Annotated in this window: 14 protein-coding genes; 6 read left to right on the forward strand and 8 right to left on the reverse strand. The window is 72.2% G+C overall.

The features are described 5' to 3' along the window. Positions 1 to 119 precede the first annotated feature (119 nt). The 4 genes from EST92_RS25205 (at position 120) to EST92_RS25220 (ending at position 6,177) form a co-directional block, all read left to right on the forward strand. A complete protein-coding gene (locus EST92_RS25205) occupies positions 120 to 1,442 on the forward strand; it encodes a bifunctional glycosyltransferase family 2/GtrA family protein (RefSeq protein WP_129283085.1) in 1,323 nt (440 codons plus the stop codon). Beyond that, complete coding sequence (locus EST92_RS25210; RefSeq protein WP_254069002.1) at positions 1,439 to 3,541, forward strand: glycosyltransferase family 39 protein; 2,103 nt, start codon at positions 1,439 to 1,441, stop codon at positions 3,539 to 3,541. The genes EST92_RS25205 and EST92_RS25210 overlap by 4 nt, the downstream gene beginning before the upstream one ends. 160 nt (positions 3,542 to 3,701) lie before the next feature. Continuing rightward, positions 3,702 to 5,243, forward strand: coding sequence for an MFS transporter (locus tag EST92_RS25215; protein WP_129283086.1), 1,542 nt, complete (start codon positions 3,702 to 3,704; stop codon positions 5,241 to 5,243). Between the two features lie 163 nt (positions 5,244 to 5,406). Then, on the forward strand, positions 5,407 to 6,177 hold the full coding sequence (locus EST92_RS25220; protein WP_129283087.1) for a TetR/AcrR family transcriptional regulator: 771 nt from the start codon (positions 5,407 to 5,409) through the stop codon (positions 6,175 to 6,177). 31 nt (positions 6,178 to 6,208) lie between these two features. Here EST92_RS25220 and EST92_RS25225 read toward each other — a convergent pair whose 3' ends face one another. The 3 genes from EST92_RS25225 to EST92_RS25235 form a co-directional block, all read right to left on the reverse strand. Beyond that, positions 6,209 to 7,042, reverse strand: a complete 834-nt coding sequence (locus EST92_RS25225) for a YceI family protein (RefSeq protein ID WP_129283088.1) — start codon at positions 7,040 to 7,042, stop codon at positions 6,209 to 6,211. Positions 7,043 to 7,236: 194 nt separating this feature from the next. Beyond that, the gene (locus EST92_RS25230; RefSeq protein ID WP_129283089.1) at positions 7,237 to 9,843 is read right to left on the reverse strand and encodes an MFS transporter; all 2,607 of its coding nucleotides are present in this window, start codon (positions 9,841 to 9,843) and stop codon (positions 7,237 to 7,239) included. A gap of 11 nt (positions 9,844 to 9,854) precedes the next feature. Next, positions 9,855 to 10,325 carry a MarR family transcriptional regulator gene (locus tag EST92_RS25235; protein WP_129283090.1) on the reverse strand — a complete coding sequence of 157 codons (471 nt, stop codon included), beginning with the start codon at positions 10,323 to 10,325 and terminating at the stop codon, positions 9,855 to 9,857. Between the two features lie 333 nt (positions 10,326 to 10,658). Here EST92_RS25235 and EST92_RS25240 point away from each other — a divergent pair, with 333 nt between their 5' ends. Next, entirely contained in the window at positions 10,659 to 10,877 is a 219-nt protein-coding gene (locus tag EST92_RS25240; RefSeq protein ID WP_129283091.1) for a hypothetical protein, read from the forward strand. A gap of 89 nt (positions 10,878 to 10,966) precedes the next feature. Here the strand turns inward: EST92_RS25240 and EST92_RS25245 are convergent, their stop codons facing one another. After that, positions 10,967 to 12,289, reverse strand: coding sequence for an amidohydrolase family protein (locus EST92_RS25245; protein WP_129283092.1), 1,323 nt, complete (start codon positions 12,287 to 12,289; stop codon positions 10,967 to 10,969). 76 nt (positions 12,290 to 12,365) lie between these two features. On the opposite strand from EST92_RS25245, the gene EST92_RS25250 reads away from it, so the two are divergent. After that, on the forward strand, positions 12,366 to 12,917 hold the full coding sequence (locus tag EST92_RS25250; RefSeq protein WP_254069003.1) for a MarR family transcriptional regulator: 552 nt from the start codon (positions 12,366 to 12,368) through the stop codon (positions 12,915 to 12,917). An 81-nt stretch (positions 12,918 to 12,998) separates the two neighbouring features. Here the strand turns inward: EST92_RS25250 and EST92_RS25255 are convergent, their stop codons facing one another. The 4 genes from EST92_RS25255 to EST92_RS25270 form a co-directional block, all read right to left on the reverse strand. After that, positions 12,999 to 13,475, reverse strand: coding sequence for a VOC family protein (locus tag EST92_RS25255; RefSeq protein WP_129283093.1), 477 nt, complete (start codon positions 13,473 to 13,475; stop codon positions 12,999 to 13,001). A gap of 185 nt (positions 13,476 to 13,660) precedes the next feature. Further along, positions 13,661 to 14,497 (reverse strand): hypothetical protein, encoded by an 837-nt coding sequence (locus EST92_RS25260; RefSeq protein WP_254069004.1) that lies wholly within the window; start codon positions 14,495 to 14,497, stop codon positions 13,661 to 13,663. A gap of 167 nt (positions 14,498 to 14,664) precedes the next feature. Then, positions 14,665 to 15,501, reverse strand: coding sequence for an RNA polymerase sigma factor SigF (locus EST92_RS25265; RefSeq protein ID WP_129251453.1), 837 nt, complete (start codon positions 15,499 to 15,501; stop codon positions 14,665 to 14,667). Between the two features lie 198 nt (positions 15,502 to 15,699). Beyond that, entirely contained in the window at positions 15,700 to 16,509 is an 810-nt protein-coding gene (locus tag EST92_RS25270) for an RNA polymerase sigma factor SigF (RefSeq protein ID WP_026169670.1), read from the reverse strand. Between the last annotated feature and the right edge of the window lie 188 nt (positions 16,510 to 16,697).

The raw sequence follows: 16,697 nt of genomic DNA on the forward strand, positions 1-16,697 counted from the left end.
CCAGCACCCCCGGACACACCCACCACGCCACCCACGCACGCACCTCCCGCCCCCCACTCATAGCCCGGTCACAGGCTCAGCACACGGCCGTGACAGTGGAGTTGGCGAGTGTCGTCGGCATGACGACGACACAGCCGCCCGGCCAACCGCTGGGCTCCCTGCCGCCCCGCGAGCATCTGCGGCTCGGCCAGATCACGACCGTGCTGGATGTGGTGGTCCCCGTCCACAACGAGGAGCGCGACCTCGAACCCTGTGTGCGGCGGCTGCACGAGCACCTCGCCCGCACCTTCCCGTACACCTTCCGGATCACCATCGCCGACAACGCGAGCACGGACCGTACGCCGGAGGTCGCCGCCCGGCTCGACGAGGCGATCGACCAGGTCACGACGGTGCGGCTGGAGCAGAAGGGGCGCGGGCGGGCGCTGCGCACGGTGTGGTCGCTGTCCGAGGCGCCGGTGCTGGCGTACATGGACGTCGATCTGTCCACCGACCTCAACGCGCTGCTGCCGCTGGTGGCGCCGCTGATCTCCGGGCACTCGGATCTGGCGATCGGCTCCCGGCTCAACCGCGGCGCCCGCGTCGTGCGCGGGCCGAAGCGGGAGTTCCTCTCGCGCGCCTACAACCTCATCCTGCGCGGCTCGCTCGCCGCCCGCTTCTCCGACGCGCAGTGCGGGTTCAAGGCCATACGGGGTGAGGTCGCCGCGCGGCTGCTGCCGATGGTCGAGGACACCGGATGGTTCTTCGACACCGAGCTGCTGGTCCTCGCGGAGCGGGCCGGGCTGCGGATCCACGAGGTGCCGGTGGACTGGATCGACGACCCCGACAGCACCGTGCACCTCGTGCGGACGGCCACCGACGACCTCAAGGGCGTGTGGCGGGTGGGGCGGGCACTGGCGACCGGTGCGCTACCGCTGGACCGGCTCGCCCGACCGTTCGGGGACGATCCGCGCGACCGCGAGCTGTCCGGGGTGCCGGGCGGGCTGGCCCGTCAGCTCGTGGGCTTCTGCGTGGTCGGCGGGCTGAGCACCCTGTGCTACCTCGGCCTGTACTCCCTTCTCAGGCTGGGGGTGGGGCCGCAACTGGCCAATGCGGCGGCCCTGTTGGTCTCGGCGCTCGGCAATACGGCCGCCAACCGGCGGCTGACCTTCGGCGTACGGGGCCGGGACCGGGCGGTGCGTCACCAGGCCCAGGGGCTGGTGGTCTTCGCCGTCGGGCTCGTCCTGACCAGCGGTTCCCTCGCCGCTCTCGACGCCGCCAGCGGCACGCCTGCGCACGGCGCCGAACTCGCGGTGCTGGTGGCCGCCAACCTCGCCGCGACCGTGCTGCGGTTCCTGCTCTTCCGCGCCTGGGTCTTTCCGGACCGTGAGCGCGCGGACGAGACCGCCGCGGTGCGGCCGACCGTTCCGCACGACCGCAACGACCTCTCCAGGAGCGCCCGATGACCCCGCCCCCGCCCGTGGCCGACCCCCGCTGGGCGCGACCGGCGCTGCTGGCATTGTTGCTGGGCACGGCGGTGCTCTACCTCTGGAGCCTGTCCTCCTCCGGCTATGCCAACCAGTTCTACTCGGCCGCCGTGCAGGCCGGGAGCGAGAGCTGGAAGGCCTTCTTCTTCGGCTCCTCCGACGCGGCGAACTCCATCACCGTCGACAAGCCGCCGGCCGCGCTGTGGCCGATGGCGCTGTCGGTACGGCTCTTCGGGCTCGGCTCGTGGGCGATCCTGGTGCCCGAGGCGCTGATGGGCGTGGCCACGGTCGGGGTGCTGTACGCGGCCGTGCGGCGGCGGTTCGGGGCGGGCGCCGGGCTGCTCGCGGGCGGCGCGCTGGCGGTGACGCCGGTGGCGGCGCTGATGTTCCGGTTCAACAACCCCGATGCGCTGCTGTGCCTGCTGATGGTCTGCGCGATCGCCGCGGTGCTGCGTGCCCTGGCGGACGGCCGGACGAAGTGGCTGGTGCTGGCCGGTGTCTGCTTCGGCCTGGGATTCCTCACCAAGACGCTCCAGGCGTGGCTGATCCTGCCGGCGCCGGCCGCGGTGTACGCCTGCTGTGCACCGGTGGGGCGGCGCCGGCGGTGCGGTCAGTTGCTGCTCGCCGGGCTGGCGATGGTGGTGTCCGGCGGCTGGTGGGTGGCGGTCGTCGAGCTGTGGCCGGCGTCCTCGCGCCCGTACATCGGCGGTTCGCAGCACAACAGCTTTCTGGAGCTGACCTTCGGCTACAACGGTCTCGGGCGGATCAGCGGCAACGAGACCGGCAGTGTGGGCGGTGGTGGCCGTCCCGGTGGCGGCGGCGGTGGCGGATGGGGGCAGACGGGGATCACCCGGCTGTTCTCGGCCGACATGGGCGGGCAGATCTCGTGGCTGCTGCCCGCGGCGCTGATCCTGCTGGTGGCGGCGGTGTGCGTGCTGTGGCGGGCCCGGCGCGCGGTGGCCGCCGAACAGGCCGCTCAGCGCGCGGAGTTCCTGGTCTGGGGCGGCGCGCTGCTGATGACCTGCACGATCTTCAGCTTCATGTCCGGGATCTTCCACCAGTACTACAACATCGCGCTGGCCCCGTACATCGCGGCGCTGGTCGGCATGGGCGCGGCGCTGTTGTGGCGGCGCGGCGGGCGGCTCGCCGCGCTGGTGCTGGCCGGGACGGTCGCGGTGACCGCCGGATGGTCGTTCGTGCTGCTGGACCGGTCGCCGGAGTGGCTGCCGTGGCTGCGGTGGACGGTGCTGGTGCTCGGTCTGCCAGCGGCGGCCGGTCTGCTCGCGGCGGCCGGTCTGCCGGCGAGGGCACGGGCGGGGGCGCCCCGGCGGATCGCGGTGCTCGCGGCCGGGCTCGGGGTGGCGACGGCGCTGGCCGGTCCGGTGGCGTACACGCTCGATACGGTCAACACCCCCAAGGGCGGGTCGATCGTCACGGCCGGGCCCTCGGTGCGGGGTGCCATGGGCGGGCCCGGCGGCGGGTTCCCCGGTGGCCGGCGGGCCGGGATGTGGCGCGGCCACCAGGGCGGTGTGCCGGGTGGCGGGCCGGGCGCGGGCCAGGGCGGTCAGGGTCTGCCGCCGGGCGCGGGCCCGGGTGGTCCGGGCATGCCTCCGGGCGTCGGCGGCCCGGTCCGGGGTGGCAAGCAGGGGAGCCGGCAGGGCCTCCCGGGCGGCTTCGGCGAGCGCCGCGGGACGGGCGGCCTGCTCAACGGCAGCAAGGTGAGCGACCGGGCCAAGGCGCTGGTGGAGAAGGACGCGGAGCACTACACCTGGGCCGCCGCGGCCATCGGCTCGCAGAACGCCGCGAGCTATCAACTCGCCACCCGGAAACCGGTGATGGCGATCGGCGGCTTCAACGGGAGCGACCCCTCGCCGACCCTCGCCCAGTTCACGAGGGAGGTCGCGGACGGGAAGATCCACTACTTCATCGCGGGCGGACGGGGCGGGCCGGGAGGCGGGAAGGGCGGCCCCGCAGACGGCAGCGGCGACTCCTCGAAGATCACTGCCTGGGTGGAGAAGACCTTCAAGAAGGTCACCGTCGGCGGCGCCACGTGCTACGACCTGACCCGGGAGGCCTGACCCGGCAGGCCTGACGCGAAAGCCCTGACCGGGACGACCTCATCAGGAAGCCCCGCCCCGCCCTGTATCCGCCCCCGGCGCGCGCGGAAAATGAAATGTACGGCGTATAACCCTCCCTGTACGGTGTAAAGCATCTGCTCGCACCGTACAGGGAGCCCGTATGTCCGCTGTGGCCTCCGAAGCCACCACGCGTCAGCCGACGGGCCGGCACACCGCCCGTTGGCTGATCCTGGCCGTCATCTGCCTCGCGCAGCTGACCGTGATCCTCGACAACACCGTCCTCAACGTCGCCATCCCCTCCCTCACCGGGGAGCTGGGCGCGACCACCGCCGACGTCCAGTGGATGATCAACGCCTACTCGCTGGTCCAGTCCGGCCTGCTGCTCACCGCCGGCAATGCCGCCGACCGCTACGGCCGCAAGAAGATGCTCGCCGCCGGTCTGGTGCTGTTCGGCCTCGCCTCGCTCGGTGCGGCCCTCGCCCAGTCGCCCGGCCAGCTCATCGCCGCCCGTGCCGGCATGGGCGTCGGCGGTGCGCTGCTGGTCACCACCACCCTCGCCGTCGTCATGCAGATCTTCGACGACGCGGAGCGGCCCAAGGCCATCGGCATCTGGAGCTCGGTCAACTCCCTCGCCTTCGTCGCGGGGCCCTTGATCGGCGGCTCGCTGCTGGACCACTTCTGGTGGGGCGCGCTGTTCCTGGTCAATCTGCCGGTCGCCGTCGTGGCGCTGGCGGCCGTCGTCGCCCTCGTCCCCGAGTCCGGCGGCCGCGGCGGTGAGCGACCGGATCTGCCGGGTGCCCTGCTGTCCATGATCGGCATGGGCGGGGTGGTCTTCGCGATCATCTCGGGGCCGCAGGCCGGCTGGCTGTCCGACCGGGTGCTGGTCTCCGCCGCCGTCGGGGCCGTCGGCCTCGCGGCCTTCGTACGGTGGGAGCTGCATGTCCCGTACCCCATGCTGGACATGCACTTCTTCCGCAACCGCCGGTTCATCGGCGCGGTCTCCGGCGGCATCCTCGTCGCCTTCGGGATGGGCGGCTCGCTGTTCCTGCTCACCCAGCACCTGCAACTGGTCCTCGGCTACGGCCCGTTGGACGCGGGATTGCGGATGGCGCCGCTCGCCGTCACCGTCATCCTGATCAACTTCACCGGGCTCGGCGCCCGTCTGACGCCCAGGGTCGGCACCCCGGGAATGATCATTTCGGGGATGTCGCTGCTCGCGGCCGGTCTCGCCGCCATAGCGCTGCTCGGCGGGCACAGCTACCCGGGCCTGCTGACCGGCCTGATCGTGATGGGCATCGGCATCGCGCTCGCCATGCCGACGATGGCCAACGCGATCATGTCCGCGATCCCGCCGGCCAAGGCCGGGGTGGGCGCCGGTGTCAACGGTACCCTGATGGAATTCGGCCAGGGCCTGGGCGTCGCCGTGCTCGGTGCGGTCCTCAACTCCCGCTTCGTGGCGCTGCTTCCCCTGGTCGCGGCGGGCGCCGGCTCGCTGCCCGCGGCGCTCGCCAGGACCCGTACGGGTGCCGAACGGGCCGCCGTGCAGGACGCCTTCGCCGCCGGCATCGGCGTCAGCCAGCTGGCCGGCGCGGTGGCGGTCCTCCTCGGCGGGCTGCTCGCCGCCCTCCTCCTGCGCCGGGCCGAGCGCACGGGCCAGGAGCAGGGCACGGCGGCCGCACCGCCCGGCCCGGAACCGGCCTGAGCCGCGGCGGAATAGCATCGATGGTGCAAGTGATCGTGTACGGCACGGCCTCGTGTACGGCACGCGATCGTGAACGGCACATCATCGTGAACGGCGCGTCGGGGCCGTCCGTACCGCACCCGTACGGGTCGGGCCCGACGAGGCTCAGGGAAAGGGAGGCGTCATGGCAGCGACGGACGGCCGTGCCGGGAAGCGGCCGAACAGTGTCTGGCTGACCGACCGCCCCCCGCTCAAACGGAAGGCGGACCAGCCGGCCGGACTCGGCCTCGACAAGATCGTCGCGGCGACGGTCCGGCTGCTGGACGCCGAGGGCCTGGCCAAGTTCTCGATGCGCCGGCTCGCCGCCGAGCTCGGCGTCACCGCGATGTCCGTCTACTGGTACGTCGACACCAAGGACGACCTGCTGGAACTCGCCCTGGACAGCGTCATGGGCGAGATGCGGCTGCCGGACGAGGCCGACACCGGCCGGGACTGGCGGGACCACTTGCGCTCCCTGGCCGGCGAATACCGCGCCCTGCTGACCGGCCACCCCTGGGTGGCCCGGCTGCTGGGCACCTACATCAACATCGGCCCGCACTCCACCGCCTTCTCCGACGCCAGCCTGCGGGTGATGAAGGAGAGCGGGCTGTCGCTGGAGCAGATCACCGGCGGGCTGTCCGCCGTGTTCCAGTTCGTCTACGGCTTCGCCACCATCGAGGGCCTGTTCAACGCCCGTTGCGCGGAGGCGGGGGTGCCCGTCGACGAGTATTTCCAGCAGGTGATGACCGCGGTTCAGGACCGCCCGGAGTTCGCGGAGACGCTGGAGGCCTCCACCGAGGTCATGGCGGCCCGCGGCGGCAGCACCGTCCGGGAGATGCGCGACCGCGACTTCGCCTTCGCGCTCGACCTGCAGATCGCCGGTATCGAGGCGCTGCGCGACCGGCCGGGCGACTGACGGGCGAGGGCCCGGGGGCGAGCGGTGGAGCTCACCCCATCGGCAGGCTCTCGCCCTGCACCGCCTGGATGTCCAGCTCGACCCTGAGCGTCGTCCCGATCGCCGCGATACCGGCCGCCACGACCTGGTTGTAGTTCATCTTGAAGTCCTCGCGGCGCAGTTCGGCGGTGGCGCGGAAGGCGGCGCGCATCCCGCCCCACGGGTCGGGGCCGGTGCCGAGGTAGCTCAGATCGAGGTCCACGGGCCGCACGACACCGTGCAGCGACAGCTCACCGTGCACCGTCCAGCGGTCCGGGCCGGCCGGTGTGAGACCCGAGCTGCGGTAGGTGAGCTCCGGGTACTCCTCGACGTTCAGGAAGTCCTCGGAGCGCAGATGGCCGTCGCGCATCCCGTTGCCGGTGTCGATGGAGGCGGCCTTGATGTCGGCCTCGACCCGCGACGCCGCCAGGTCCTCGGCGATCTCGATCCGGCCGCTGAACTCGGTGAACCGGCCGTGCACGCTGGAGATCCCCAGGTGCTGGGCGACCGCGGCCACCGTCGAGTGCATCGGGTCGATGGTCCATGCGCCGGGCGGCGGCAACTCGGCCCCGCCCTGCCGCGCCAGGACGACGCTGCCCACGTCCATCCGTCCGCTCGCCGTCACGATCGCCGTGGCGGCGGCCGGCGCATAGCCGACGGCCGTCACGATGACCGTGTACGGGCCGGGGGCCAGCGGCTGTGCGCTGCGGACGGCGCCCTCCTCGTCCGCCGCCTCGCGCAGCACCTGCGCGCCCGTCATGTCGGTGACGGTCAGTACGGCGTGCTGGACGGCCCAGCCGTCCCGCGTACGGATCTGGGCCCGCAGTCCCGCGCCCGTCGAAGTCATTGCCTCTCCCGTGTGTTGCCTGGTGGGGGTTGCCCCGTGCTGAGGGGGGCTCCGGACGGCGGCGTGCAGGCCGTCCCCTGCCTGTGCGTCACGCCGCCGCCGGAGCCCTGGGTCCGGACCGGGGCGCGTCTCCGCTCAACACGCGCCCCGGCCCGGGGTCTTGCCTCCCCCGAGATGCCCCGGGGCCCGGTGGGTCAGTCCCCGGGGTGTGCGAGGGCGACGTCGTATCCGTCGACCCCGCGGGCGTCGACCGCAAGGCCGGTGGCGACCGGCGGGTAGCCGCTCGCGATGACCGTGTAGTCGCCGGCGTCCAGGTCGGTGAAGGCGTAGGCGCCGTCCTCCCCGGTCGTGGAGGTGGCCACGACGTTGCCCGCCGCGTCCACCAGCGTCACCCGCGCATCGGACAGCGGCCGGCCGGCGCCGCCCGCGCGGACGGTGCCCGACACCCGCGCGCCGGACAGCAGCTCGACCTCGATCCGGGTCGTGCCCTGTCCGCCGACCTCGACCGGCAGCGCGGCCGGGCGGTGGTGCGCGGCGTTCACGGCGACGGTGAAGGTCCCCGGCGCCAGCTCGGCGAAGGCGAAGTGGCCCTCGGCGCCGGTCGTTCCGGTGGCCAGCACCTCGCCGCGGACATCGGTGACGACCACCATCGCGCCCTCGACCGGTTCCCCGGTGGCCGCGCTGCGGACCTGGCCGCCGAGGCCGCTGACGCCGCTGAGCAGGATGTCGTAGCTGTGCGGTTCCTCGCCGACGACGACCGTGGAGGCCTGCGGCTGGTGGCCGTCGGCCGCGGCGATCAGTACGTACGAGCCGGCGCCGGGGGCGTTCAGCGCGTACGAGCCGTTGGCCTGGGCGACCGCGCGGCCCAGCTGACGCCCGCCGAGCGAGATCAGCGTCACCGCGGACCGCGGCACGGGGGTGCCGTCCGCGGTGCGCACGAAGCCGTGGACCGCGGAGCCGGTCGGGGCGCTGTCACCGCCGCCGGCGGAGGCGTACGCGGCCGCCGGCCGGGGAGCCGTCGCGGCGGCCGGCCGGGCCCAGGAGGGGGTGGGCACGTCGTCGTCCGAGGCCACCGGCCCGGCGCCCACCAGGGCGGGCTCCCGCTCCTCGGCCGGCGCCGGAGCGGCGGCCTGAGCCGGGATGCCGGGGAGGGCCGGGGCGGCCGGCGCGGTGGCCGCGGCCTCCTCGCCCTCGGAGCTCTGGTGCAGTCCGCCCCGCGTCTTCAATGCGACCTCCTTGATGAACAGGGTGAAGAGGAAGGCGAGCAGCGCGCAGGGCGCCGCGTACAGGAACACGTCGCCGACCCCGTGCCCGTAGGCGCTCTCCATGACCGTGCGCAGCGGCGCCGGCAGGGAGTCCAGGTCGGGGATGCCGCCGCCGCTGTTGCCTGCGGCGTGCGAGGCGGCCTTGGCGGCCTTGGGGCCGAGGTCGGCCAGGCCGTCCTTGACGTAGTGGGTGACGCGGTTCGCGAGCACCGCACCGAGCGCCGAGACGCCCACTGCACCACCGAGCGAGCGGAAGAAGGTCACGACGGACGAGGCGGAGCCGAGGTCCTCGGGGGCGACCTGGTTCTGCGTGGCGAGCACCAGGTTCTGCATCATCATGCCGATGCCGAGCCCCATCAGGGCCATGAAGAGCGCGATGTGCCAGTACTCGGTGTCGTAGCGGAGGGTGCCCAGCAGGCCGAGGCCCGCGGTCAGCAGCGCGCCACCGGCGACCAGCCAGGCCTTCCAGCGGCCGGTCCTGGTGATGATCTGGCCCGAGACGGTCGACGAGAGGAACAGGCCGCCGATCATCGGGATCGTCATGATGCCGGACATCGTCGGCGACTTGCCGCGCGCCAGCTGGAAGTACTGGCTGAAGAAGACGGTGCCGGTGAACATCGCGACACCGACGAACAGGGAGGCCACCGAGGCCAGGGTGATCGTCTTGTTGCGGAACAGCCGCAGCGGGATGATCGGCTCCTTGGCCTTGGCCTCGACGAGGACGAACACCGCGCCGAGCACCACCGCCCCGCCGACCATGGCGGCGGTCTGCCACGACCACCACTCGTACTTGTCGCCGGCCAGCGTCACCCACACCAGCAGCAGCGAGACCGCCGCGCTGATGAAGAAGGCACCCGCCCAGTCGACCTTGACGCCCTCGCGCCGGACGACGGGAAGCTTCAGGGTCTTCTGCAGCACGATCAACGCGATGATCGCGAACGGTACGCCGACGTAGAAGCACCAGCGCCAGCCCAGCCAGCTGGTGTCCGTGATGACCCCGCCGAGCAGCGGGCCGCCGACGGTGGCGACGGCGAAGGTGGCGCCGAGGTAGCCGCTGTAACGGCCGCGCTCCCGCGGGGAGATCATCGCGGCCATCACGATCTGGGCCAGGGCGGACAGCCCGCCCACGCCTATGCCCTGCACCACCCGGCAGGCGATCAGCATGCCGGTGTTCTGCGACAGACCGGCGACGACCGAGCCCGCCACGTAGATGACCAGCGCGAACTGCACCAGCAGCTTCTTGCTGAACAGGTCGGAGAGCTTGCCCCACAGCGGGGTGGTCGCGGTCATCGCCAGCAGCGAGGCGGTGACGACCCAGGTGTAGGCGCTCTGCCCGCCGTCGAGGTCATGAATGATCTCGGGCAGCGCGTTGGAGACGATCGTCGACGACAGAATGGCGACGAACATGCCGAGCAGCAGCCCGGACAGCGCCTCCATGATCTGACGGTGGGTCATCGGGGCCCCGCCGGAGGCGTGGTGCCCGCCTGCGTGTCTGGCGTGGCCGCCCCGCACACCGGCCGGTGTGGTCGTAGCCATGTGGTTCCTTTTCATTCCGCGGGTGTACGGGTGGTGTCGTGGTGCGCCCGGGGGCGGCAGTCGCCGAAGCTCGTACGGAGCCTGGCGAGCAGGTCGTTGAGGTGTCCGACGTCGTCGTCGGTCCAGTCGTGCAGGTACCGGGCGAGCGCGGCCGTGTAGCGCGCGGCGAGTTCCTCCAGGAGCTCCCGGCCGCTCGGCGTCAGCCGCAGCAGCCGGGACCGCTTGTCCGCCGGATCGGGCTCCCGCTCGATCCAGCCGCGCTCGGCGACATGGGCGACGTGCCGGCTGGTCACCGACATGTCGATGGCGAGCAGCTCGGCGAGCTGGCTCATCCGCATCTCGCCGTGCCGGTCGAGCAGGGTGAGCACGCCGGCCGAGGCCGGCGGGCAGTCCTGGGGCAGGATCCGGCCCATCTCGCGCTTGACGGCGCCGATGGCACTGAGTTGCCTGGCCAGCTCCTCGAACTGACGGTGAGCGGCCACCGGCCCCTCCCTCTCTCCCTCGCGCTCTTTCGTTGCTTTGGGCAACCATAAACTCTGTTGGTTGCTGAAGGCAAACGATTGGTTCGAGGTTGAAGTAAAGGAAGCGGAAACTCTCCGGCGGTCGGTGGTCAACGGGAGTGACGCGCCCCGCAAAGGCGCAGGTCACGGGCGGGGGTGAGGGGACCGGCCGATTCCGGTCGGTAGCGGGACACCCCCAGGCGAGCTGCCCGCAGACCCGCCCACGCCCCGTACGCGGTCCGTCCCCGCTCCGTAGGCGCTCGCTGCGCGCCCCAGGGGTGCCCGTCCGGCCCTGGTTCGCTAGGGTCCTTGCCCATGGCGACCAACCCGCAGAACCAGGCCGGCGGCAACTACGACCCGGCCGGCAGCACGCAGATGTTCCGGGCCTTCGTGGACGAGGGCGGCACCCCGCAGACCGGCGGCCGCCGTGCGCCGGCCCCGCAGCAGTCGTCCGGCCCCCGCGTGGGCGTCATCGTCGGCGTGATCGTCGCGATCCTGGTCGTCGCCGGCGCGGCCTGGCTGGCGCTGGCGTAACGGCCCGCACGTCCCTGCACGGGGGCCCGGCACTCCGGGCTCCCGACCGCGGACCGCGGCTCAGTTCACGCCGCACACCGCTCCGTGGTTCAGTTCAGGGCCGCGATCCGCTCCGCGGACCGGTGCGCCGCCTCCAGTACGTGGGTCAGCTCGGCGTGGACCAGCCGCCCCGCGCGCTTGACCGCGCGCCCGGCCACCAGGACCGTGTCGACGTTCCCGGGGTGCGCGGCGGTCACCACCGCCCCGATCGGATCGTGGCCCACCGGGGCGAGATTGACCGCATCGGCGCGCAGCAGCACCAGGTCGGCGCTCTTGCCGATCCCCAGCGACCCCACCTCGTCGCCCAGGCCGAGCGCCGCGGCGCCCTCGGCGGTGGCCATGCGCAGGACATCGGCCGCCCCGACGGTGGACGTCTCGCCGTCGCCCGCCCCGTCGAAGTGACTGCTCGTCAGCGCGGCGCGCATCTGCGAGAACATATCGCCCGGCGCGGAGGTGACCGCGTCCGCGCCCAGTCCCGTGGTGATGCCCGCCCGGCGCAGCCGCGGCGCCATCGGCGCACCGAACCGCATCGACGCCTCGATCGCCGGGGTGATCGCCACCGCACCGCCGGACTCGGCGATCAGTCGCAGCTCGGAGTCGGCCAGCGAATTGCCGTGGACGTAGAGGGTGCCGGGGGCGAGCAGCCCCTGCTCCCGGAGCGCGGCGACCGGCTCCTGGGCCACCGGCCCGGCCGACACATGGACGACGACGGGCAGCCCCAGCTCACGGGCGAGCAGCCAGTCCTCGCGCACCGTCTCCGGCGAACCGAAGGAGGGGCCGACGGGGGCCAGCGCCATCGTGACCAGGGCCTCGCGCGAGGGGAAGTGCTCGGCGCGCACCCGCCGCACCCAGTCGGCCCGCCGGGCGCCCTCGTCGAACACCGGGTACCCGTAGCCGAACACGGCACGGATGCCCGCTTCCCGCAGCGCCTCGACGGCGGCCGCGCCGTGCTCCGGTGAGTACTGGACGTGCGAGAAGTCCTGCACGGTGGTGATCCCCGCGTCCAGGCACTCCAGCGCGCCGAGAAGGTTGCCCGTGTACACATCGGCGGGTGTGAAGCGGCCGGCGAGGTCGCCGAGGATTCGGCTGAGGTAGCCGTCGAGGCTCTCGTCGACCGCGGCCGAGCGCAGCACCGCCTGCCACAGATGCCGGTGGGTGTCGACGAAGCCGGGCAGCACGATCAGCGCACGGGCGTCGATCACCGCCAGGCCCGGCTCGGTCCCGTCGAACGGCAGCCCGGCGCCCACGGCGGCGATCCGGCCCTCCTCGACGAGGACATCGGTGTGCGGGTGGACGGTGGGGTGGGGGTCGGTGTCGATGACCAGACCGCCGCGCAGCAGCAGGCGCGGGGTGCGGCGGCTCTCGCTTCCCATGGCAGATCACAGCCTCTACACGTTCGGAAGAAAGCTTTTTAGAAAGCTATCATGGTGCTGAACTATCCTGCCGGACGTGACCGCAGCGCCCGGACCAGGACCCGACCCCGTCGATGTGCTGATGGGCGCCTGGCGCAGCGAGCTGCCGGACGTGCTGCGCCCCACGACGGAGCTGTCGAAACGGATAGTGCAGCTGGCCGGCGCGCTGGACGAGGCCACCCGCGCGATACTGCCCGAACTCGGCCTCACGGTCGCCGAGTTCGACATCCTGGCCGCGCTGCGCCGAACCGGTGAGCCGTACCGGATGCGGCCGAACGAACTGGCCCGCTCCCTGCTGCTGTCCTCCGGCGGCCTCAGCAATGTGGTCAACCACCTCACCGCCCGCGGTCTCGTACGCCGCGAGCCCTCCCCGGACGACGGCCGCAGCACCATGATCCGGCTGACCCCGGACGGGGTGCACACCGCCGAGCGCGCCGTCCGCGCCCACGCCGACGCCCACGAGGCCGTCTTCGCCGAGGCGTCCCCCACGGCCGTGCAGGCGGCCGCCCGGGCGCTGCGCGAGGTGGGCACACGACGCCGCCCCGCCCCGCAACCGCTCCGCACGGGACGCCATCGCAGCCGCTCCTGAGCAGGCGGCCCCGACCGGGGCGCTGTCGTCGGCAGGCGGCAGGCGGGTCCCTGCGGACCCGCCCCACCCTCCGTGCTCGACCTATGCCGCGTCGGCCGCCGCCTGGAGCGCGGCGATGTCGATCTTCTTCATGCCGAGCATGGCCTTCATGGCGCGGGTCGCCCGCTCCTGGTCCGGGTCGTTGAGCATCTCCGCCATCCCACCCGGTGCCACCTGCCAGGACAGCCCGTACTTGTCCTTCACCCAGCCACAGGGGCCCTCTTCGCCGCCCCCCTCGGAGAGCTTGGACCAGTAGTAGTCGATCTCGTCCTGGTCGGCGCAGTTGATCATCAGCGAGATCGCCTCGTCGAAGGTGAACTCCGGGCCGCCGTTGATCGCTGTGTACTCCTGGCCGTCGAGCTCGAACTCGACCGTAAGCACGGTGCCTGCCGGGCGCGGGCCGGCCTCGTTGTAATAGGTGACGTTCGTGATCCGAGAGTTCGGGAACACCGAGCAGTAGAACTCGGCGGCCTCCTTGCCCTGGGTGTCGAACCACAGGTTGGGCGTGATCTTGGGCATGGTCTTCTCCCTGCGACGGATGCGCTGCCGGCGGCCGCGTCTGTGCCTCTTTAGACCGTCGCACCGCTCGGCACTCATCGCTATCCAGGAAGGGATTTCGGAGGCCGTCAGGGGCCGGGCACAAAGCGCCGGGGCATGCCGCACCCCGGCCCCCTCCTCGTACTCTCCTGCGGCTCCTGCTTCCCCTACTTCCCCGGCGCCTTCTTCCAGCTGAAGGCCACGTCCCTGGTGTCGAGGTGCATGCCCGCCGGCACCCGCCAGCCGTCCACGCACACCCGCCAGCTGCCGGACTTCTTCCGGTCCGGGGCGAGCGGCAGCGGCAGCTTGTGGGTGGAGGTGATCGTGGCCCAGTCGATGCCGAGGGCGCCGATGATGTGCGTGCCGAAGGTGACGGTCCCGGTGGTGACGGGCCGGTCACCGGTGTTGAGGAAGTCGAGGGTGACCTTCTCGCACCAGCGGACGTCGGTGTCGGCGAGCCGCGGCACGCCGATCAGGAGGCCGGCCGGGGCCCCCGGGCCGGGCGGGAGGGTCGGCGAGGGCGGCTCGGGGGAGGGCGAAGGGTGCGGCGGGCGCGGGGAACTACCCGGTGGTGTGGGTGAGTTGGGCGAGGACGGAGCGGGGGCGGGCGTGCTGCCGTCACCCTGGCCGGCGGGCTTCCCCGGGGACGGTGCGCTGTTGGCGCCGGGACCGTCCGGGGAGGCGGACCCGCGGGCCGCGTCGCCCGTGCCGGAGCCGGACCGGGAAGAGGCCCTCGCACCGGGCCGTCCGGACCGCGTGGCGCCGTCGCCGCTGTCTCTGCCGTTGCTGCCGTCTCCGCCGTCGTGACCGCGGTCTCCGCCGTCCAGCGGCGTCAGCTCGACACCGTCCTGGGGCGGTACGGCACCGGCCGGCGTGCGGCCGTCGGCGGGGCCTGCCGCGCCCACCGCGGCATAGCCCTGCTCGGCCGCGTTCCCGCAGCCGGTGAGCAGAACACCCAGACACAGCACGGCCGCAGAGGCACGGGCAGTAGTCGTCCGTCGCATCGGGCCAGTGTTGCTGACGGGGCGTCAGGTGTACAGAGGTGGACGCCGGACGGCTCTCGTGCGGGCGGGCGTGCGCGCCGTATGCGCCACGCCCCGCGGCCCTCCGGTCCTCTGCAACTGTCCGCCGAGCGGCACCAAGCGCCTACGGCCCCTCGGCGGACCGTTCCTCAGTCGGAGATCAGGCCGTCGCGCAGCTGCGCCAGGGTGCGGGTCAGCAGCCGGGAGACATGCATCTGGGAGATGCCGACCTCCTCGCCGATCTGGGACTGCGTCATATTGGCGAAGAAGCGCAGCATGATGATCTGGCGCTCGCGGGCCGGGAGTTTGGCCAGCAGGGGCTTGAGGGACTCGCGGTACTCCACGCCCTCCAGCGCGCTGTCCTCGTAGCCGAGGCGGTCCGCGAGGGAGCCCTCGCCGCCGTCGTCCTCCGGGGAGGGGGAGTCGAGCGAGGAGGCGGTGTAGGCGTTGCCGACGGCCAGGCCGTCGACGACGTCCTCCTCCGACACCCCCAGGCACAGGGCGAGTTCGGGGACGGTCGGGGAGCGGTCCAGCTTCTGGGAGAGCTCGTCGCTGGCCTTGGTGAGGGCGAGGCGGAGCTCCTGGAGCCGGCGCGGGACCCGTACCGACCACGAGGTGTCGCGGAAGAACCGCTTGATCTCACCGACCACCGTCGGCATCGCGAACGTCGGGAATTCCACGCCGCGTTCGCAGTCGAAACGATCGATCGCCTTGATCAGGCCGATGGTGCCGACCTGGACGATGTCCTCCATCGGCTCGTTGCGGCTGCGGAAGCGGGCGGCCGCGTACCGCACGAGCGGCAGATTGAGCTCGATGAGCGTGTCACGGACGTAGGTGCGCTCCGCGCAGTCCTTGTCGAGCGAGGCGAGCCGCAGGAACAGGGAGCGGGAGAGCGTGCGGGTGTTGATGGCGTCGTCGTCATGCACGTGCGGTGCGGGCGCGGGAATCGCGGAAAGCACCTTTGAGCTGCCCAGTTCTACGGACATGCCACCCCCTTGAGGTCGCGGACGGGTCGCTGCGGCGTCCCCGGGCCGGGGCGGACCGGGGAGTGATACCTCCACCTGAATACCGGAGGCAGCGCTACGGCAAACGCGGTTCCTGCAGAATGTCACATGTCGGCAACACGCTGTAGCGCCATGTCGACATATCTGCGCAGCTGAGCGGGGACGGGTCGCCCGTCCCGGTTAGGCGTCGATCCTGTTTGCGGATCGCAGCCGGGCGAAGCTCCGCGACAGTAGCCGTGAGACATGCATCTGCGACACCCCCAGCTCCGCACTGATCTGGGACTGCGTCAGATTGCTGTAGTAACGCAGCAGAAGGATCCGCTGCTCGCGCTCGGGCAGCTGGACGAGGAGGTGTCGTACGAGGTCGCGGTGCTCGACCCCGGCCAGCTCCGGGTCCTCGTAGCCGAGGCGGTCGAGCAGGCCGGGCAGGCCGTCGCCCTCCTGGGCGGCCTCCAGTGAGGTGGCGTGATACGAGCGGCCGGCCTCCAGGCAGGCCAGGACCTCGTCCTCGCCGATCTTGAGGCGCTCGGCGATCTCGGCGGTGGTGGGGGAGCGGCCGTGCAGCACCGTCAGATCCTCGGTCGCCCCGTTGACCTGCACCCACAGCTCATGGAGGCGGCGCGGTACATGGACCGTGCGGACATTGTCTCGAAAGTAGCGTTTGATCTCGCCGACGACGGTGGGCATCGCGAAGGTGGGGAACTGGACGCCCCGGTCCGGATCGAATCGGTCGATCGCGTTGATCAGGCCGATGGTGCCGACCTGGATGACGTCCTCCATCGGCTCGTTGCGGCTGCGGAAGCGGGCCGCGGCATAGCGGACCAGCGGCAGATTGGCCTCGATCAGCGCGGCGCGGACCCGGGTGTGCTCCGGGGTGCCGGGTTCGAGGTCCGTCAGCTCGGCGAACAGCACCTGTGTGAGTGCCCGCGTGTCCGCGCTTCGGCTCTCGCGGGATGGAGCCTTGGGCGCAGTACGGGCCGTCACGGTCACGCCACCCTTCACAGTGCATGTATCCGGCAAAAGCGGTCATAGCATCACAAGACATGTGCACTGTGTGCAAGCACCCCATAACGCCGTGTTGAACAGAGAGTTGGGGTGGGTGCGGGCGTCCGGCGGGCCGACTGGGTGCGGCGGGTGCGCGCCGAGCACTTCCCCTCGCGCGAGGCCATGGTCACGAT

This window comes from Streptomyces sp. TM32 (assembly GCF_004122755.1).
GTDB classification, from domain to species: domain Bacteria; phylum Actinomycetota; class Actinomycetes; order Streptomycetales; family Streptomycetaceae; genus Streptomyces; species Streptomyces sioyaensis.

Coding starts and splice junctions, on each gene's coding strand:
- EST92_RS25225 (WP_129283088.1), bottom strand. CDS start 7,042: ATGACTTCGACGGGCGCGGGACTGCGGGCCCAGATCCGTACGCGGGAC.
- EST92_RS25220 (WP_129283087.1), top strand. CDS start 5,407: ATGGCAGCGACGGACGGCCGTGCCGGGAAGCGGCCGAACAGTGTCTGG.
- EST92_RS25245 (WP_129283092.1), bottom strand. CDS start 12,289: ATGGGAAGCGAGAGCCGCCGCACCCCGCGCCTGCTGCTGCGCGGCGGT.
- EST92_RS25230 (WP_129283089.1), bottom strand. CDS start 9,843: ATGGCTACGACCACACCGGCCGGTGTGCGGGGCGGCCACGCCAGACAC.
- EST92_RS25260 (WP_254069004.1), bottom strand. CDS start 14,497: ATGCGACGGACGACTACTGCCCGTGCCTCTGCGGCCGTGCTGTGTCTG.
- EST92_RS25215 (WP_129283086.1), top strand. CDS start 3,702: ATGTCCGCTGTGGCCTCCGAAGCCACCACGCGTCAGCCGACGGGCCGG.
- EST92_RS25255 (WP_129283093.1), bottom strand. CDS start 13,475: ATGCCCAAGATCACGCCCAACCTGTGGTTCGACACCCAGGGCAAGGAG.
- EST92_RS25205 (WP_129283085.1), top strand. CDS start 120: ATGACGACGACACAGCCGCCCGGCCAACCGCTGGGCTCCCTGCCGCCC.
- EST92_RS25265 (WP_129251453.1), bottom strand. CDS start 15,501: ATGTCCGTAGAACTGGGCAGCTCAAAGGTGCTTTCCGCGATTCCCGCG.
- EST92_RS25240 (WP_129283091.1), top strand. CDS start 10,659: ATGGCGACCAACCCGCAGAACCAGGCCGGCGGCAACTACGACCCGGCC.
- EST92_RS25210 (WP_254069002.1), top strand. CDS start 1,439: ATGACCCCGCCCCCGCCCGTGGCCGACCCCCGCTGGGCGCGACCGGCG.